Annotated in this window: 10 protein-coding genes; 5 read left to right on the top strand and 5 right to left on the bottom strand. The window is 65.9% G+C overall.

All coding sequences use genetic code 11. The features are described 5' to 3' along the window. Positions 1-213 precede the first annotated feature (213 nt). The 3 genes from VH567_RS01290 to VH567_RS01280 all read left to right on the top strand — a co-directional run bounded on the left by VH567_RS01290 (position 214) and on the right by VH567_RS01280 (position 7742). Positions 214-4911 (top strand): beta strand repeat-containing protein, encoded by a 4698-nt coding sequence (locus tag VH567_RS01290; protein ID WP_423322504.1) that lies wholly within the window; start codon positions 214-216, stop codon positions 4909-4911. 116 nt (positions 4912-5027) lie between these two features. Next, positions 5028-5789, top strand: coding sequence for an alpha/beta fold hydrolase (locus tag VH567_RS01285; RefSeq protein WP_423322502.1), 762 nt, complete (start codon positions 5028-5030; stop codon positions 5787-5789). A gap of 114 nt (positions 5790-5903) precedes the next feature. After that, entirely contained in the window at positions 5904-7742 is a 1839-nt protein-coding gene (locus VH567_RS01280; RefSeq protein ID WP_423322500.1) for a M2 family metallopeptidase, read from the top strand. A 328-nt stretch (positions 7743-8070) separates the two neighbouring features. On the opposite strand, the gene VH567_RS01275 is transcribed toward VH567_RS01280, so the two are convergent. The 3 genes from VH567_RS01275 to VH567_RS01265 form a co-directional block, all read right to left on the bottom strand. Beyond that, on the bottom strand, positions 8071-8589 hold the full coding sequence (locus VH567_RS01275) for a hypothetical protein (protein ID WP_423322498.1): 519 nt from the start codon (positions 8587-8589) through the stop codon (positions 8071-8073). Between the two features lie 76 nt (positions 8590-8665). After that, a complete protein-coding gene (locus tag VH567_RS01270) occupies positions 8666-10102 on the bottom strand; it encodes an AMP nucleosidase (RefSeq protein WP_423322496.1) in 1437 nt (478 codons plus the stop codon). 176 nt (positions 10103-10278) lie between these two features. Beyond that, positions 10279-10758: a peroxiredoxin gene (locus VH567_RS01265; protein WP_423322494.1), complete on the bottom strand. Its 480-nt coding sequence runs from the start codon at positions 10756-10758 to the stop codon at positions 10279-10281. 109 nt (positions 10759-10867) lie between these two features. On the opposite strand from VH567_RS01265, the gene VH567_RS01260 reads away from it, so the two are divergent. Continuing rightward, complete coding sequence (locus VH567_RS01260; protein ID WP_423322492.1) at positions 10868-11428, top strand: YqgE/AlgH family protein; 561 nt, start codon at positions 10868-10870, stop codon at positions 11426-11428. 280 nt (positions 11429-11708) lie between these two features. After that, positions 11709-13142 carry an adenosylhomocysteinase gene (ahcY, locus tag VH567_RS01255; RefSeq protein WP_423322490.1) on the top strand — a complete coding sequence of 478 codons (1434 nt, stop codon included), beginning with the start codon at positions 11709-11711 and terminating at the stop codon, positions 13140-13142. A 74-nt stretch (positions 13143-13216) separates the two neighbouring features. Here ahcY and VH567_RS01250 read toward each other — a convergent pair whose 3' ends face one another. Further along, on the bottom strand, positions 13217-13621 hold the full coding sequence (locus tag VH567_RS01250; RefSeq protein ID WP_423322488.1) for a hypothetical protein: 405 nt from the start codon (positions 13619-13621) through the stop codon (positions 13217-13219). Between the two features lie 124 nt (positions 13622-13745). Continuing rightward, the gene (locus tag VH567_RS01245) at positions 13746-16760 is read right to left on the bottom strand and encodes a TonB-dependent receptor plug domain-containing protein (protein ID WP_423322486.1); all 3015 of its coding nucleotides are present in this window, start codon (positions 16758-16760) and stop codon (positions 13746-13748) included. Between the last annotated feature and the right edge of the window lie 15 nt (positions 16761-16775).

Raw genomic sequence — 16775 nt, 5'->3', positions numbered from 1 at the left:
AAACGGTTTTGACTCGAAACCGCTATGAATTGAATTCAAGACATAGAACGCCTCAATACTTGTCATGTTCCTCGTTTATTCTTATTTATTGAAGTAACTTACTGTTAGTAATCTTGGGATGAACATTACCCCGTTCCGGTAGTCGGGCCCGTAAACGGTCGATGATCCGGAAAAGGTCGCGCTGCGGATGCAGTGCCAGTGGAGGATTGTTCGATGTCTCACGCGTTTGTTCGCCCGCATGTCCAGGCCATTGCGACGTCGGGAGCCTTCGGGATCGTCGGCATGTCGTCCAGCAGCGCGCGCGTGTTGCGTCGCCTCCGCAATGGTGTGTCGCTGATCGGCGTGGCTGCGACCGGCATGATCGTGACCCAGCCCGCCGCCGCGCAGATCGCGCCGCCGCTCAACGTCGTGGGCGCATGCTCGGGCGTCAGCCTGCCGCGCTCGGTCGTCACCGACATCCTGTCGCCCGTGATCACCGGGGTCGTCACGCCGATCCAGGGTACGGTCAATCCGCTGCTTGCCGGCGTCAACAACCTGGTCAACGCCTTGCCGCTGCTGGGCATTCTGCCGATCTCGGCGACCCCGCTGAACATCAACGTCGCGGGCCTGCTCAGCAATGCCGCGGCGGGCAACCCGATCACGTTGCAGGTGCTCAACTCCAACGGCACGATCGTCGGACCGTCGGATCGCTGCGACTCGCAGGCCGATGGCTTCACCCTGCGCAACCCCGCAGGCATCGCGATCGGCGGCAACCGCATCACCGGTCTCGGATCGAACGGGCTGGAGGCGATCGCCGGCGAGGGCAATTCGATCGCGTTCGGCAATTCATCGCGGACGGATGCGACGGCCCTGGGCGCGATCGCGCTCGGTACCGGATCGGTGGTCGGCGCCAACGCAACCGGCGCAATCGCGCTCGGCACCGGTGCGAACGCAACCGCCGCGAACAGTGTCGCGCTTGGTGCAGGCAGCCTTGCCGCGCGGGGACCTCAGGGGCCCTATGCGGCGCTAGGCTTGGCCGCCGCGCAGACCTCGGCGGGCGAGGTGTCGGTCGGCACGGCCGGTGGCGAGCGCCAGATCACCAACGTCGCGGCAGGCTCGGCAACGACCGATGCGGTCAATGTCGGCCAGCTTGCCGGCGTGCAGGCGCAGATCGGCACCGTCGCAAGTGGCGCGGTCCAGTATGATGACCTGGCCAAGACGAGCGTGACGCTCGGCGGGGTCGGCACCGGCGCGCCAGCCGCCGCACTGCGCAACGTCGCGGCCGGCACGCTCGGCGCGACGTCGACCGATGCGGTGAACGGCAGCCAGCTGTTCGCGACCAACACCAACGTCACCAACCTCACCACCAACATCGCCAATGGCGCGATCGGCGCGCTGCAATATTCGAGCGCAGGTGCCCCGACGACGCCGAACGGTGGCATCCCCTCGAACGACGCGACGCTGGTCGGTGGAGCGGCGGGCGCGGTCCGGTTGCACAATGTCGCCAATGGCGTGGTTGCCGCCGGATCGACCGACGCGGTCAATGGCGGGCAATTGTCGACCGTGTCGGACCAGGTCGGCACGCTTGCCGGCCTCGCCGTCCAGTATGACGACGCGACCCGCGCGCGGGCGACGCTGGGTGGTCTCGGGACCGGGACGTCGCCAGTCGTACTGGACAACGTCGCGGCGGGCACGCTCGGCACGACGTCGCTCGAGGCCGTCAACGGCAGCCAGTTGTTCGCGACCAATACCAACGTCACCAACACCAACACCGCGCTGACCACCCTGACCACCAACATCACCAATGGCGGGATCGGCGCGGTCCAGTATTCGAACGCCGCGACACCGACTGTTCCGAACGGCGGCATCCCGAGTAACGACGTCGCGCTGGTCGGCGTGGCTGCAGGGCCGGTCGGGCTGCACAATGTCGCCGCGGGTGTCGTCGCAACGGGGTCGACCGATGCGGTCAACGGCGGTCAGCTGTCGACGGTCGTCGACCAGGTCGGCACGCTCAACACGCTGGCGGTCCAGTATGACGATGCGACCCGCGCCCGCGTGACGCTGGGCGGCGTCGGTGCGGCACCGGTCGGGCTCGGCAACGTCGCAGCCGGGACGCTAGGTGGCACCTCGACCGACGCGGTCAACGGCAGCCAGCTGTTCGCGACCAACACCAACGTGACGAACCTCACGACCAACATCGCCAATGGCGCGATCGGTGCCCTGCAATATTCCAACGCGGGAACGCCGACGACGCCGAATGGTGGCGTGCCAAGCAACGACGCGACGCTGGTGGGCGGTGCCGCAGGAGCGGTCGCGTTGCACAACGTCGCCGACGGCGTGGTTGCGACCGGATCGACCGACGCGGTCAACGGCGGGCAGCTTGCGCTGGTCTCCGGCCAGGTCGGCACGCTGAACGGGCTGGCGGTGCAGTACGACGATCTCAGCCGCTCGCGCGTGACGTTCGGCGGGGCCGGTACGCCATCGGTGGTGCTCGGCAACGTCGCGGCAGGCACGCTGGGTGCGACCTCGACCGAGGCGGTGAACGGCAGCCAGCTGTTCGCGACCAACACCAACGTCACCAACACCAACACGGCGTTGACGAACCTGACAACGAGTATCAGCAATGGCGGGATCGGCGCGGTGCAATATTCGAATGCCGCGACGCCAACCACGCCCAATGGCGGCGTACCGAGCAACGACGTCGCGCTGGTCGGCGCGGCGGCGGGCCCGGTCGGCTTGCACAACGTCGCCGATGGCGTGGTCGCGACCGGATCGACCGACGCGGTGAACGGCGGCCAGCTCGCCAGCGTCTCGGGGCAGGTCAGCGGGCTGTCCGCGCTCGCGGTGCAGTATGACGACATCGGCCGCTCGCGGATCACGCTGGGCGGCGTCGGGACGGGCGCGGCCCCGGTCGTGATCGGCAATGTCGCGGCGGGGACGCTGGGCGCGACCTCGACCGAGGCGGTCAACGGCAGCCAGCTGTTCGCAACCAACACCAACGTCACCAACCTGACGACCAGCATCACCAATGGCGGCATCGGCGCGCTGCAATATTCGAGCGCAGGCGCACCGACCACGCCCAATGGCGGCGTGCCCTCGAACGACGTCACGCTGGTCGGCGGCGCGGCGGGGGCAGTCGCGTTGCACAATGTCGGCAACGGCGTGGTCGCGGCGGGATCGACCGATGCGGTCAATGGCGGCCAGCTGGCGACGGTGTCCGGGCAGGTCGGCAACCTCGCCGCACTCTCGGTGCAATATGACGATCTGAGCCGCTCGCGCGTCACCTTCGGCGGGGCAGGGGCCACACCGGTGGTGCTCGGCAACGTCGCTGCGGGAACGCTGGCGGTGGGATCGACCGAAGCCGTCAATGGCGGGCAACTCGTCGGTCTCGGCAACTCGGTCGCTGCCGGTCTCGGCGGCCTGTCGAGCTATGACGCGACGACTAACAGCGTGCTGGCCTCGATCGGCTTTGGCGGCGTGCAATATGGCAACGTCCAGTCGGTGTTCGACGCGGTCGACGGCGCGATCAACGGCGGGGCGGGGATCCGGTATTTCCGGGTACTCTCGACCCGCGGCGATAGCAGCGTGACCGGCACCGACAGCATCGCGATCGGTCCTGAGGCAACCGCGACGGCCGACAACAGTGTCGCGATCGGCACCGGCTCGTCGGCGCTGCGCGGTGGCACGCTCGGCTACGCGGCGCTGGGCCTTGGCGGGTTGCAGAACTCGGTCGGCGAGGTGTCGGTCGGTTCGGCCGGTGCCGAGCGGCAGATCACCAACGTCGCGGCGGGCACGGCAGCGACCGATGCCGCGAACGTCGGGCAGGTCGCCGGGGTGGCGGCGCAGGTCGCCGCGCTCGGCAACAGCACGGTGCAATATGACAACGGCACCAAGACCACGATCACGCTCGGCGGTGCCGGCGGGACGACGATCACCAACGTTGCGGCGGGCAACGTCGCCGCCGGATCGACCGACGCGGTCAACGGCTCGCAGCTGAACGCGACCAACGTCCAGGTCGCGAACAACACGACTGCGATCACCAACCTCGGCAACCAGGTCGCGAATGGCGGCACCGGCCCCGTGCAATATTCCAACTCGGGAAGCCCCACCACGCCGAACGGCGGGACGAAGACCAACGACCTCACGCTGGTCGGCGCGACGACGGCCCCGGTCGGGCTGCACAACGTCGCGGGCGGCTCGATCGCGGCGGGATCGACCGATGCGGTCAATGGCGGGCAGGTGTACGCCCTGGCGCTGACCACCGTGAACGCGGTGTCGTACAACACCGATGCGAGCGGTGCACGGACCAACACCGTGACGCTGGCGGGTGGCAATGCGGCCGCACCGGTGACCGTCGGCAACGTCGCCGCCGCAACGCTCGCCGCGGGATCGACCGATGCGGTCAATGGTGGCCAGCTCTACACCACCAACCAGGCGGTCGCGACCGCGCAGGGGACGGCGGACAGCGCCTTGGCGCTGGGTGGCAACTCGGTCCAGTATGGCCCGGGGAGGACCAACGTGACGTTCAACGCAGGCGGCACCGCCACCGTGCTGAGCAACGTCGCGGCGGGCGTGTCGACCACCGATGCGGTTAATGTCGGGCAGCTCAACTCCGGCATCAACTCGGCGGTGACACAGGCGAACAGCTACACCGACGGGCGGATTGCGGCACTCGCCTTCGACCTTCGCTCGGTGCGTCGGGACAGCTATGCCGGGACGTCGAGCGCACTCGCCGCCGCCGGGCTGCCGCAAGCGTATGAAGCGGGCAAGGGCATGATCGCGGTCGGTGGCGGCACCTATGCCGGGCAGTCGGCCTTCGCAGTCGGCATGTCGAAGGCCTTCAACGACGGGCACACCGTGGTGAAGCTGAGCGGCACGTACGACTCGCAGGGCAAGGCCGGCGCTTCGGGCGGGGTCGGCTATCAGTTCTGATCCGCTGCCGAAGACGTGGAGACGGGCGGCCTTCGGGTCGCCCGTTTTCGTTTGGGGACGTTGACAGACGGCGCCGGCGCTCCGAACTGGCCGCGACACCATTGCAGGATGAGACCGTGGCCAGCACCCCGAGCGATACGCATTATTTCGACAGCTTCGATGGCACGCGGCTGGCGTGGCACGAGGTCGGTGAAGGACGCGCGGTCGTGCTGATCCATGGCTATTTCTCGGACGCGAAGACCAACTGGATCCGCTACGGCCACGCCGCCAAGATCGCCGCGAAGGGGTTTCGGGTGATCATGCCGGATCTGCGCGCGCATGGTGCCAGCGACAAGCCGCATGAGCTGGAGGCGTATCCGGCGGATGCGCTGACGCAGGACGGGCACGCGTTGATCGCGCATCTCGGGCTGACCGACTATGACCTGGGCGGTTATTCGCTCGGCGCGCGGACGACGTCGCGGATGCTGGCGACGGGCGCGACGCCACGGCGGGTTGTCTTCTCCGGCATGGGCCTGGAGGGGCTGACCCAGACATCGCGCCGCGCCGGCCATTTCCGCAACATCCTCACTAGGCTCGGTCAGCATGTGCAGGGCACGCCGGAATGGCTGGCCGAGGCCTTCCTGAAGACTACCGGCGGCGATCCGGTGGCATTGCTCGGCATCCTCGAGACGTTCGTCGACACGCCTTTGGAGAGCGTGAAGGCGATCCAGCAGCCGACGCTGGTCGTGTGCGGAGGCGAGGACCAGGACAATGGCTCGGCCCCGGATCTGGCCGCGGTGCTGCCGCATGGGACCTATGTCGAGACGCCCGGCGGCCATATGAGTGCGGTGGTGAAGCCGGAACTGGGTCAGGCGATCGCGGACTTCCTGGCGGCCTGACGCCATGTCCTTGATCCTCCCCCGCAAGGGGGAGGATCGCAAGGATCAGGGCCCAGGCGGGTTGACCGGGCGGCGGCGGGCTACCACTCTGGTCGCATGTTCCAGGGGAAACCAATGATCCGTAATGCTTCTCTGATCGCGCTGGCCTGCGCGATCGCCGTGCCTGCCGCCGCGCAGACCACGCCCTCCGCCGCTGCCGCCAAGCCGACCGCCAAGCCCACCGTCGCCGACGCGGATGCATTCGTCGCCGAAGCCGAGCGCGTGTTCGCCGCAAAGTCGGTCGATGCGTCGCGCGTGGCGTGGGTCAACGCGACCTACATCACCGACGATACCGATGCGCTGGCGGCGAAATCCGGCGCGGAGATGACCGATCTCGGCGTGAAGTACGCACTCGGCGCGGCCAAATATGCGAGCGTCCCGGGGCTGTCGTTCGACACCAAGCGCAAGCTCGACCTGTTGCGCGGCGGGCTGACGCTGCCGGCACCGACGCGCGCCGGCGCATCCGACGAGCTCTCGACGCTCACCACCAAGATGTCGTCGTCCTATGGCAAGGGCATGGGCACGCTCGACGGAAAGCCGATCAACGGCTCGGATATCGAAGCTGCGATGGGCTCGACGCGCGATCCCGTCAAGCTGACCGAGATGTGGACCAGCTGGAACGACAAGGTCGGCGCGCCGATGCGCGGCGACTATGCCAAGATGACCGCGATATCCAACGAAGGCGCGCGCGAACTCGGCTACAAGGACGTCGGCGCGCTATGGCGCTCGGGCTACGACATGACGCCCGAGCAGTTCGCGGCGCTGACCGACAAGATCTGGAAGCAGGTCGAGCCGCTCTACATGGCGCTCCACACCTACACGCGGTGGAAGCTGAACGAGAAATACGGCGATGCGGTCCAGGCGAAGACCGGGCCGATCCGCAGCGACCTGCTCGGCAACATGTGGGCGCAGGAATGGGGCAACATCTATGACATCGTCGCGCCGAAGGGCGCGGGGGACCTGGGTTTCGATACCGGGGAGTTGCTCAAGGCGAAGGGCTATGATCCGCTCAAGATGGTGAAGCAGGGCGAGGGGTTCTATTCGTCGCTCGGCTTCGCGCCGCTGCCGGAGACGTTCTGGAAGCGGTCGCAGATCACCAAGCCCGCCGACCGCGACGTGATCTGCCATGCCTCCGCCTGGGACCTCGACAACCAGGACGATATCCGGATCAAGATGTGCACAAAGGTGAACGCGGACGACTTCGTCACGATCCACCACGAGCTCGGCCACAATTACTATCAGCGCGCGTACAAGGCGCAGCCGTTCCTCTACAAGAACGGCGCGAACGATGGTTTCCACGAGGCGATCGGCGATACCGTCGCGCTGTCGATCACGCCGGATTACCTCGTGAAGATCGGGCTGCTCGACCAGGCGAAGGTGCCGAGCGCGGACAAGGACATCGGCCTGCTGCTGCGCCAAGCGATGGACAAGGTCGCTTTCCTGCCGTTCGGGTTGCTGATCGACAAATGGCGCTGGGGCGTGTTCTCCGGGCAGATTCCGGCGACCGGCTATCAGGCGGCATGGGACCACATGCGGCTTCAGTATCAGGGCATCAAGCCCCCGGTCGCACGCGACGAGACCAAGTTCGACGCGGGCGCCAAGTATCATATCCCGGCGGCGGTGCCGTACACGCGCTACTTCCTGGCGCGGGTGTTGCAGTTCCAGTTCTACAAGGCGGCGTGCGACCGGTCGGGCTGGAAGGGGCCGCTGCATCGCTGCTCGTTCTACGGCGACAAGGCGGTCGGCACGAAGCTGAACGCGATGCTGAGCATGGGGCAGTCGAAGCCGTGGCCGGATGCGCTGCAGGTGTTCACCGGTAGCCGCGAGATGTCGGGTGCCGCGCTGGTGGAGTATTTCGCGCCATTGAAGAAATGGCTCGACGTGCAGAATAAGGGCAAGCCGGCTGGGTGGTGAGGGGGAAGTGTTGGTCCCCCGCCAGCTGACGTTCGCCCGCTAACTCCTAGTTCCCCCGCGGAGGCGGGGGCCCAGGGTTACGAACGCACCCTTGGTTTAGCTGGGCCCCCGCCTCCGCGGGGGAACGGTAAAAGTACTGGGCTTATAGCTTGCAATAAACCTGCACCGTCCCGGATAACTGGCACCACCCCGGCGAAGGCCGGGGCCCAGTTGGAACGTCCTGAGTAACGAAGCCCGTTGCTCCGTTAGCAACGTCCCCCAACTGGGCCCCGGCCTCCGCCGGGGTGGCGTGCTATCGGGGTGTGTGGAGCTGCTTGGCGTGAGTAGCTTACTCCGGGACCGTGCCTTCGTCCGCAATCCCGGCCTCGAACGACTTCGACGAGTCCGTCCCATCCGCCTGATGCGCGTGCTTGCCATCGGGCTTGGGCGCGGCCGGAACCTTCGGCGTACTCCCCCGCAGCGTCAGCAAAGCGCCGACCGCCGCACCGGCGACCGCAACACCGCTGAAGATCGCAGCGGCACCCCATTTGCCGCGCGTCTTTTCCGGTGGCTTGGCAGCAGTTGCAGGCGTTGCCGTCTTGCGCGCGGCGACAGGACGCGGGGTGCTGCGCTTGGTCGAGCGTGGCTTTGGCGCCGGCTTAAGCGCAGCTTTGGCAGGAGCCGCTGCCGCAGGCTTGGCCACGGTCGGCTTCGCGGCGGCCTTGGCGACGGGCACAGGCTTTGCCGCGGCCGGCTTGACGGAAGACGCGGTGGCCGGTGCCGCCTTTGGAGCACTGGCTTTGCGGGGCGCACGTCGGCGGGTGACGGGCTTCTTGGCGTCCGTATCGGGCGTGTCGGTGTCGGCCACGGCTATGCTCCCTCAGAAATGATTCCGGATACGTAACGCATTACCGGCCGATCCGCTCCGCTTTTTGCCGGCCCCCTTACCGGAACGGCGGCTCGTCGAACGCGCGCAGCTTGCGGCTGTGGAGCTTGGCACCTTCGAGCCGCAGCTGCTCGCAGGTCTCGATCCCGATCCGCAAATGCTCGCTGATCGCGCGTTCGTAGAAGCGGTTGGCCTGGCCCGGCAGCTTCAATTCGCCGTGAAGCGGCTTGTCCGAGACGCACAGCAACGTGCCGTAGGGGACGCGGAAGCGATAGCCCTGCGCGGCGATGGTGGCTGACTCCATGTCGATGCCGACCGCGCGGCTGAGCGAGAAGCGGAGCGCCGACTTCGAATATCGCAGCTCCCAGTTGCGATCGTCGGTGGTGACGATCGTGCCGGTGCGCAGACGCCGCTTGAGTTCCTCGCCCGACTGGCCCGAGACGATCTCGGCGGCCTTGGCCATGGCCAGTTGCACCTCGGCAATCGCCGGAATCGGGATTTCAGGCGGGAGGACGTCGTCGAGCACATGATCGTCGCGGAGATACGCATGTGCGAGCACATAATCCCCGATCCGCTGGCTCGGCCGCAATCCGCCGCAATGGCCGATCATCAGCCATGCTTCCGGGCGTAAAACCGCGAGATGGTCGCAGATCGTCTTGGCGTTCGAGGGACCGACGCCGATGTTGACGAGCGTGATACCGGTGCGGTCGTCCGCCATCAGGTGATAGGCGGGCATCTGGTGGCGGCGCCACGCGCTGTCGGAGATGATCTTGTCGATGTCGTCGCCCGACGAGATCGTGATCCCGCCTGCGCCCGAGAGGCTGGTGAAACGTGAGCCCTCGCCAAGCTGCGTGCCGGCCCAGCGGACGAATTCGTCGACATACCGGTGATAGTTGGTGAACAGCACGAAGCGCTGCGCATGCTCGGCGGGCGTGCCCATGTAGTGGCGCAGGCGGGCGAGGCTGAAATCGGTGCGAAGCCCGTCGAACAGCGCGAGCGGCCGCGTCTCGTCCTGCGCGATCCACAGCCCATCGGCGATCTCGTCGCCGATATGCGCGAGCTCGGTGGCGGGGAAGTGGCGTGACAACTCCGTAGCGGACACCTCGTCGAGGCTCAGCGCGTGGCCGGGTTCGATCACATAGGGGAACGGGATTTCCTGGCGACCCTCGACCGCTTCGACGGTGACGTCGTAATCCTCGATCAGCAGGGTCAGCTGTTCGGTCAGATACTCGGCGAAGATCGCGGGCTTGGTGACGCTGATCTTGTATTCGCCGGGCGTGACCATGCGGCCGAACGAGCGCAGCGGCGTGGGGCGATCGACGCCGCCCTTATAGGTGAGCCGGATCTCGGGATAGGCGAACGAGCCATCGGTGCGGCTGATCGGATCGGGCGTCGTGCCGTCGGCGATATAGGCGCTCATGGCGGCTTGGAGGCGCTCGACGGAGGCGCGGTAGAGGCGGTCGAGGTCGGCGACGAGGTCGGATGCGATTGTCATCGCGCAGTGTTAGGTGGCGGACGTTACGGTGGCAAGACCACCTAAATCCTCCCCGTGTCGGGGAGGTGGCAGCCCGCTTGGGCTGACGGAGGGGGCGCTCCACGAGCGTAACGGTCGCGGTGAGCCCCCTCCACCATTCGCTTTGCGAACGGTCCCCCTCCCCGTGCCGGGGAGGATTAGATCTCGCTGAGCAGATGCTCGGCCGAGCTCACCTTGAACTCGCCCGGAGCCTCGACGTTCAGCTGCTCGACCACGCCGTCATTTACCAGCATCGAGTAACGCTGGCTGCGCGTGCCCATGCCATAGCCCGAACCGTCCATCGTCAGGCCGATCGCCTTGGCGAAATCGCCATTGCCGTCCGCCAGCATCGTGATGTCGCCGGCACCCGCCGCCTTGCCCCACGCGCCCATCACGAACGCGTCGTTGACCGACACGCAGGCGATCTCGTCGACGCCCTTGGCCTTCAGTTCGGCTTCCTTCTCGACGAAGCCGGGGAGGTGCTTCGCCGAGCAGGTCGGGGTGAACGCGCCAGGGACCGCGAACAACGCGACCTTGCGGCCCTTAAAGAAGCTGTCGGTATCGACCTGATCGGGGCCATCCGCGGTGGCCTTTACGAGAGTGGTGGTGGGAAGGCGGTCGCCGACGCTGATCGTCATATGAAATCTCCTGTCGCCGCGAGTTGGTCTCGCGCGAGCCGTACCTTGGACGCGAGCACGGGTATTTCAAGCGTGGCGACCGCGGGTATGCGCCGCTATGTTGCGCGGCATGGACAAGACGGCCTTTCTTTCGGGACAATTCCTGCTCGCGATGCCGGGGATGAGCGACCCGCGCTTTGCCCGCGCGGTGATCGCGATGTGCAGCCATGACGAGAATGGCGCGATCGGGATCGGGATCGGTGCGACGATCGACGGGCTGGGCTTCCATGACCTGCTCGAACAGTTCGGGATCGAGCCCGGCGACGCGCCCAACGCGCCGGTGCATTTCGGCGGACCGGTCGAGCCGCGCCGTGGCTTCGTGGTGCATTCGTCCGACTGGGGCGGCCAGGATTCGGTGGACGTCGCCGGGCGGTGGAAGCTGTCGAGTACGGTCGACGTGCTGCGCGCGATCGCCGAAGGGAAGGGGCCGTCGCAGTGGGTGGTGGCGCTGGGCTATGCCGGTTGGGATGGTGGGCAGCTGGAGGGCGAACTGTCGCGGCCGGGGTGGTTCAACGTGCTCGGCGATACCGACCTGTTGTTCGATACCGCGGTGGAGGATCGCTGGACCTATGCGTTTGCACAGGCAGGAGTGGACCCACGCTTGCTCGTCGCCGAGACGGGCCGGGCGTAGTGCAATCCTCCCCCGCAAGGGGGAGGTGGCTGGCTCTTGCCAGACGGAGGGGGGGTAAGGGAAACCCCTGTTCCGTGTCCTCCCCCTCCGTCGCCTTCGGCGCCACCTCCCCCTGGCGGGGGAGGAAAGTTTGCTTCGGCACCGGCAATCAGTCGGAGGTCGATCCATCATATAAAGATATCTTTATATTTGATTTGAGCCCCTCGATCCCCTAAGTGGCACGGCATCCGGCACGGGCATGAGGCTCGCCGATCAAAGATTATTCCCAGGAGATATCCTCGTGGCCACCACGCTCGCGCCCCAGAAAACTGACGGCAAGCCCGACTATGTCGTCGCCGACATCAGCCTCGCCGATTTCGGCCGCGCCGAGATCAACATCGCCGAGACCGAGATGCCCGGCCTGATGTCGCTGCGCACCGAATTCGGCGCCGCGCAGCCGCTCAAGGGCGCGCGGATCACCGGTTCGCTGCACATGACGATCCAGACCGCCGTCCTGATCGAGACGCTGACCGCGCTAGGCGCCGACGTCCGTTGGGCGACGTGCAACATCTTCTCGACGCAGGATCATGCCGCCGCCGCGATCGCCGCAACCGGCGTGCCGGTGTTCGCGATCAAGGGCGAGACGCTCGCCGATTACTGGAACTATGTCGGCGACATCTTCCAGTGGGATCGCGACGTAGAAGGCCAGACCGCCAACATCATCCTCGATGACGGCGGCGACGCGACGATGTTCGCGCTCTGGGGCGCCAAGCTCGAAGCCGGCCACACGATGCCCGAGCCCGAGAACGAGGAAGAGGTCGAGATGCAGCGTGCGCTCAAGGCGTACGTCGCGAAGAACCCGGGCTACCTCACCGAGACCGTCAAGAACCTGAAGGGCGTTTCGGAAGAGACCACCACGGGCGTCCACCGCCTGTACGAGATCGCTAAGAAGGGCGAGCTGCCGTTCCCCGCGATCAACGTCAACGACTCGGTCACCAAGTCGAAGTTCGACAACCTCTACGGCTGCAAGGAATCGCTGGTCGACGCGATCCGTCGCGCGACCGACGTCATGCTCGCCGGCAAGGTCGCCTGCGTTGCCGGTTTCGGTGACGTCGGCAAGGGCTCGGCCCAGTCGCTCCGCAACGGCGGCGCGCGCGTGATGGTCACCGAAGTCGATCCGATCTGCGCATTGCAGGCGGCGATGGAGGGCTTCGAAGTCGTGACGATGGAAGAGGCCGTGTCGCGCGCCGACATCTTCTGCACCGCGACCGGCAACGCCGACGTCATCACCGCCGATCACATGAAGGCGATGAAGCCGATGTCGATCGTCTGCAACATCGGTCACTTCGACTCGGAGATCCAGATCGCCGCGCTGTCGAACTACGACTGGACCGAAGTGAAGCCCGGCACCGATCTGGTGAAGTTCCCGGACGGCAAGCAGATCATCATCCTGGCGAAGGGTCGCCTGGTGAACCTGGGTTGCGCCACCGGCCACCCGTCGTTCGTGATGTCGGCCTCGTTCACCAACCAGACGCTCGCGCAGATCGAGCTCTGGACCAAGGGCGAGAACTACAAGAACGAAGTGTACGTCCTGCCGAAGCACCTCGACGAGAAGGTCGCGATGCTCCACCTCGAGAAGCTCGGCGTGAAGCTGTCGAAGCTCTCGGACAAGCAGGCCGGTTACATCGGCGTGCCGGTCGAAGGCCCGTTCAAGCCGGACCATTACCGCTACTGATCGCACCCGCGATCGCTGCGTGAAGGGCCGCGTCCACCATCAGGTGGGCGCGGTCTTTTTGTTATGGGCCGTAATTACGGCGTGACGCGGAAGCGGAAACGGTACGAGTTGGACTCCGCTCCACCGCCGCTGCCATCGCGCACCTCGCCCAGCAAGACGCTGGCGGTTCCGCTCGATGGCGCGCGCAGTCTGATCAAGGCGACCTGCGGTAAGCCGGGCGCTCCGACCGAGCGATCCGGATCGTCGATCATCGTGATGGGGGCCGCGAGCGTCACCCGCTTCGCCGTTAATATCCGCCACCGATAGCTCGTGCCAATGACAGACGGCAACGCGATCCGGATTTCGGATCCAGGCTTGACGGAAACCAACCGGCCCACGTCCTTCACCCGCAAGACGCCGGTCGTGCCGGCGGCCGGTTGACCGGCTGCCAGGCCCGAAGCCGCCAGTGCCATCGCCGCAATTCCCGGTACCCAGTTCATCTGCAATACTCCCGTGGCAGAGATCGTCAGTCTCGATTCAACGCGACAGAGATACTTACCTTTGCTGCAATAAAAAAGGGGAGCCGTTTCCGGCCCCCCTCTTCGGTTCGATCGCGAAGGTCGCTTAGAACGACATACGAACGCCTGCATAATAACGACGGCCGAGCGGATCGTAGATCGAGGTATTCGTATCCTGCCCTGCACTCCCGCCGATGTCGGCAATGAATGGCGGCTTGTTGTTCAGCAGGTTCGAGCCACCAACATAGAATTCAAAGCCGTCGTTGGTCCGGAAGCGCACCTGCGAGTCGAGATAGAACTGCGGGCGCGTGCGGTACTGAAGATCGCTGCCTGGACGAACGCCGGTCAGCTGGTCGTCAAGGCTCGCCTGGCTCAGCCACGTACCTGTCAGCGTGAGGCCAATGCCAGCGATATCATACCCGGATGTGATGCTGAACTTGTCGCGAGGCGCCGCGATATCGGTACCGACCTCACCCGCGAAATAGTCGCGAGCTGAGCCCGGCAAAGGTACATTGTAGCCGCTGATCAGATGCGTGTAGGCACCATGCAGCGTAAGATCGCCGCCCAGGCCGAGCGACGACAGGTTCGAACGCCAGTCGACCGCGACGTCGATACCAGAAGTCTTTGCGCCGCCGCTGTTGCTCGGCGACGTGTTCACCTCGTCGAGCGAACCGGCGCTGTTCGGGCCTGATACGGTCGGACGACGGACGACCAGGTCGCAATATTGCTGGATCGCCGAGTTGTAGCACTGGTTCAGGATGAACTGGAGCGGCGTCGTGACGATCGCGTCGTCGATCTTGATGTTGAAGTAATCGACGCTGACGACGAGATTGCGTAGACCGGCGACCGAGCGCGGGTTGATGACCACGCCCGCCGTGAACGAATTGCCCTTCTCTTCCTGCAGTGCAGGGTTGCCACCGCCGAAGCTGGTGATGCCCTGGAGATCGGCCTGGTTGACCGCGAACGCACCGTTCGCGGCAATGTTGGCAGCGACCCCGGCGGCGCCACGGCACTGCGTGCCGAGCGTGCCGGCGGTGGTTGCCGTCACGCCTGCGCAGGGATCCTGGAGACCGGTCGGGAAATCCTGCTGGGCAGGCTGGAACAGCTCGTTCACGTTCGGCGCGCGCACCGAGCGTGCCTGCATAACGCGGAAGCGGACGTCTTGGATCGGCGCCCATTCGCCACCGTAATTGTAGCTGACCGTGGTGCCGACGGTCGAATAGTTCGACACCCGGACCGCGCCGCGTACCGACAGCGAATGGAAGAACGGACGGTCCTGAAGCAGCGGCACGATCGTCTCGGCAAAGCCTTCGATCAGGTCGAAACTGCCGCTCGTCGACGGCAGCGCGTTGTTGCCGTTAAGGCCCTGCTGTGTGAGCAGATCGAACGTGTTGCTGCTGCTCTCGCGGCGATATTCGGTACCGACGCTGAAGCCGACCGGGTCCGCGCCGAACAGCGAGAACAGCTTGCCCGACACGTTCGCACCGGCGACCGTCTGCGTGATCTTCGACCGCAATGACGTCGGCACCGCGAGGTAGTCGGCGGCCGGCGCGAGTGCGTTGATGCCGTAGATGTTCGCAGGAACGCAGCCGGCTGCGCGTGCTGCGGGATCGGCGCAGACGATCTGGCCGGTTGCCGGATCGCGGTACGAATTCAGCGCCTGAGTGAACTTGGTGCTGTCATACTGGCCGTTGCCGGTCTGGTTCTCGATGGTCTGGCCATAGATGCCATAGACTTCGTAGTTGAAGCGATCGTCGAGGAACTTGCCGTTCACGCCGCCGGCAATGCGAAACATGTCGCGCGTCGCGCTGCTCGTGCGGGGACCGAAATCGGTGAGGCGACGATCGAAGTAGATGTCCTTCAGGCCATCGCCGTCGGTGTCGGTCGCCGCGTTGAAGATCGCGTCGGGCACATACGGATTGCGGAAAGTCGCGCCGCCGACGACGGTCTGGATCGGCACCTGGCCGCCGGTAGCGATGTTGACGAGATCCGAGCTGAGCGGGAACGCCTCGATGTTGGTGCGCGCCTTGGTCTTGGCGTAGTTGCCCTCGACGAAGAAGTTGGCGGCCGGCGAGACTTCGTAGTTCGCGCGACCGGCGGCAAGATAGCGCTCGACCGGTACGGCGAGATAGCGCGAGTCGGAGCGGTTGAAGCCGCCGCAGCTGACCGTGGTGCAATTGCGGAGCGTATTGTCGGTGCCGTAGCTGAACGTCTGATCGCCGGCGTAGAAGCGGCCGCCGGGGATGAAGCCCGACAGCAGGACTTCCGGATCGTTCGGGGTCAGCGTGGCGCTGGTACGGTCGATCGCGCTCGAACCGGCTTCGGTCGAGCGGTCCTTCTTCAGGACGGTACCCTGCTTCGAATAGCCGCCGAACAGCATGATGTTGCCGCGACCATCGGCGAAGTTCTTGCCGGCGAGCAAGTTGATCTGGCGATCTGAACCATCGCCATATTGCGAGATGCCCTGCTGTGCATCGATGTTCAGGCCGTCGAACTTGGTCTTGTAAACGAAGTTGACGACGCCCGCGACGGCGTCCGAACCGTACACGGCCGACGCGCCGCCGGTGAGGATGTCGGTCCGCTCGAGGAACTGTGCGGGGATGACGTTGAGATCGACCGCGCTGCTGCCGGGAACGCCCGAGACGAAGCGACGACCGTTGACGAGGACGAGCGTACGATCCTCACCGAGGTTGCGCAGGTTGACCGTCGCGACGCCGGCCGACTGGGTCGCGAAGCTCGAATTGGTGCGGCTGATGCCGGGGGCGCCGAACGTCGGGTTCTGCAGCAGGACGTCCTGGACGTTGACCGCGCCGGACTGGCGGATCAGGTCGGCGCTGATCGACTGCAGCGGTGATGCCGCGGTGGCCGACGGCGACGAGATGCGCGAACCCGTGACGACGATATCGCCGGCGGGTTCGTCACCCTGCGCGGCACCGCCGGTCGCCTGCGCGGCGGGATCGGCTGCGGACTGTGCCGTCGTCTGGTCGACTGGCGGCTGCGCTGCCATCGGGTCGGTCGCGGGCGCTTCGGTCGGAGCGACCTGGGCGACGGCAGGGGCGGCAAGGGCAACGGCACCCACGAACAATGTCGTGGCGAGCAAACGACGGCGATATGTCTGCATTGGGGACATCCTGCT

The organism is Sphingomonas sp. 4RDLI-65, assembly GCF_049472435.1.
GTDB lineage: Bacteria > Pseudomonadota > Alphaproteobacteria > Sphingomonadales > Sphingomonadaceae > Sphingomonas.
This window is presented reverse-complemented; position numbering and strand designations above follow the sequence as displayed.